The 3,134-nt window shown below is 47.1% G+C and carries 2 rRNA genes; both read right to left on the reverse strand.

Annotated elements, in window-relative coordinates:
- Positions 1–4: 4 nt before the first annotated feature.
- Positions 5–119: ribosomal RNA gene (gene rrf, locus NK213_RS19415) — 5S ribosomal RNA — on the reverse strand.
- Positions 120–191: 72 nt separating this feature from the next.
- A 23S ribosomal RNA gene (locus tag NK213_RS19420) occupies positions 192–3,118 on the reverse strand.
- Positions 3,119–3,134: the final 16 nt, after the last annotated feature.

Here is a 3,134-nt window from a genome sequence, read left to right on the forward strand (position 1 = left end):
AAAAGCTTGGCGAAGACCTATATTCCCTAGAAGTAAATCTAAGTATTGTCGGCGCAAACAGGCTTAACTACCAGGTTCGAAATGTAACTGGGTGTACCTCTGTCGCTATGTTCACCAAGCGGTAATTGTCAATAAAGACAATGAGAAATAAATAGTAGGATAATAATCCATGCAGTAAATCGGTAAAATATTTTTAAAAAGCTTCGTCATATTAGTACTGGTCAGCTAAATATATCACTATACTTACACCTCCAGCCTATCAACCTCCTAGTCTCGAAGGTGACTTAACCATAAAGGTAAGAATACTCATCTTGAAGTGGGCTTCTCACTTAGATGCTTTCAGCGATTATCCCTTCCAAACGTGACTACCCAGCTGTGCCACTGGCGTGACAACTGATTCATCAGAGGTTTGTCCATCCCGGTCCTCTCGTACTAAGGACAGATCTTCTCAATATTCTTGCGCCTGCAGTGGATAGGGACCGAACTGTCTCACGACGTTCTGAACCCAGCTCGCGTGCCTCTTTAATGGGCGAACAGCCCAACCCTTGGGACCTTCTCCAGCCCCAGGATGAGACGAGCCGACATCGAGGTGCCAAACACTTCCGTCGATATGGACTCTTGGGAAGTATCAGCCTGTTATCCCCGGGGTAGCTTTTATCCGTTGAGCGACGGCCCTTCCATTCGGTACCGCCGGATCACTAAGTCCCGCTTTCGCGCCTGCTCGACCCGTCAGTCTCGCAGTCAAGCTCCCTTATGCCTTTGCACTCTCCGGTTGATTTCCATCCAACCTGAGGGAACCTTTGAACGCCTCCGTTACTCTTTAGGAGGCGACCGCCCCAGTCAAACTGCCCACCTAGCACTGTCTCACAGGTTACAAACCCATGATTAGAATTCCGACAATATATGGTTGGTATTCCACCAGTGACTCCATTACAGCTAGCGCCATAACATCACAGTCTCCCAACTATCCTATACACACATTGCCAAAACCCAATGCCAAGCTACAGTAAAGCTCCACGGGGTCTTTCCGTCCTACTGCAGGTAGTCGGTATCTTCACCGCCATTACAACTTCACCAAGTCTCCAGCCAAGACAGCTCCCAAATCATTTCACCATTCGTGCAGGTCGGAACTTACCCGACAAGGAATTTCGCTACCTTAGGACCGTTATAGTTACGGCCGCCGTTCACTGGGGCTTCAATTCGAATCTCTCAATCCTCCTCTTAACCTTCCAGCACTGGGCAGGTGTCAGCCCATATACGTCGCCTTTCAGCTTAGCATAGACCTGTGTTTTTGGTAAACAGTTGCTTGGGACTCTTCACTGCGACCTACTTCTGCTCCGGATGTTTCTTCCTTCACATAACATAGGTACCCCTTCTCCCGAAGTTACGGGGCCATTTTGCAGAGTTCCTTAGCTAGAGTTATCTTGTCGGCCTTATGTTTCTCACACAGTCCACCTGTGTCGGTTTACAGTACGGGCACTATTATTCTAAATAGAAGTTTTTCTCGGCAGCATAGGATTTGTAACTTCGCTTCCTTAGAAGCTCCCTATCAAGTCTCACATTTAATACGGCGGATTTGCCTACCATATCATGCTACTCTCTTCAACATACTATTCCGTCAGTATGCTTACATACCTTTCTGCGTCACTCCATCTCTCAAACAAATAACAGTGGTATAGGAATATTAACCTATTTTCCATTCGCCTACGCTTTTCAGCCTCAACTTAGGTCCCGACTCCCCCAAAGCGGACAAACCTTCCTTTGGAAACCTTGGACTTCCGGCCAGAGGGATTCTCACCCTCTTTCTCGCTACTCATTCCTGCATTCTCACTTCTGATACCTCCAGCATACCTTACAGCACACCTTCATCGGCCTACAGAACGCTCTCCTACCAAACTAACTTACGTTAGTTTCCACAGCTTCGGTTTATGTCTTAGCCCCGTTACATCTTCGGCGCAGACACTCTCGACCAGTGAGCTATTACGCACTCTTTAAAGGTATGGCTGCTTCTAAGCCAACCTCCTGGTTGTTTCTGAATGTCCACCTCCTTCCCCACTTAGACATAATTAGGGACCTTAGCTGGTGGTCTGGGTTGTTTCCCTCTCGTCTGCGGACCTTGTCACCCACAGACTCACTCCTAACAATTAAACTATAGTATTCGCAGTTTGCTTGACTTCAGTAAGCTATACGCCCCCTAGGCCATACAGTGCTCTACCCCCATAGTTCTTTGTTAAGGCTGCACCTAAATGCATTTCGGAGAGAACGAGCTATCTCCTAGTTCGATTGGCTTTTCACCCCTAAACCTATCTCATCTCCCAACATTTCAACGGTGGTGAGTTCGGTCCTCCACTAAGTCTTACCTTAGCTTCAACCTGGACAGGCCTAGATCACTAGGTTTCGCGTCTATAACATGCGACTAACGCCCTCTTAAGACTCGGTTTCCCTTCGGCTCCGCTTCCTTAACCTTGCCACATATCATAACTCGCAGGATGATTAACCAAAATCCACGCAGTCACCCCTTAGGGCTCCTACCGTTTGTAAGCACACGGTTTCAGGTTCTATTTCACTCCCTTACACAGGGTTCTTTTCACCTTTCCCTCACGGTACTCTCCTCTATCGGTCAACAAGAGTATTTAGCCTTACGAGATATGGTCCTCGCTGATTCACACCGAATTCCTCGTGCTCGATGCTACTCGGGATATTTAATATACATACTCAATATTACTCATACAGGACTTTCACCTTCTATGGTTTACCTTCCCAGATACATTCTAATTCTATTTCGTATATATCGACTTCAGAGCTATCCGTCATTAAATTCCCTCTACCCCACACAAGCAACGCTGCTCGCTTATACACTTATGTGGTTTAGGCTCTTCCCTTTTCGCTCGCCGCTACTCAGAGAATCGTTTTTACTTTCTCTTCCTCGGGTTACTTAGATGTTTCAGTTCACCCGCTTACCTCTTTCGTAAATACCCTCCAGGTATTTAGGTTCTCCCATTCGGATACCTCAGGATCATAGCTTCTTTGCAGCTCCCCTAAGATTTTCGCAGCTTATCGCGTCCTTCATCGGCTCTTGTTGCCTAGGCATCCTCCGTGTGCCCTTAGCGCTTTTTTGTTTTCGATACCTCTTT

The sequence above is a fragment of the Sebaldella sp. S0638 genome (assembly GCF_024158605.1).
Classification (GTDB): Bacteria; Fusobacteriota; Fusobacteriia; order Fusobacteriales; family Leptotrichiaceae; genus Sebaldella.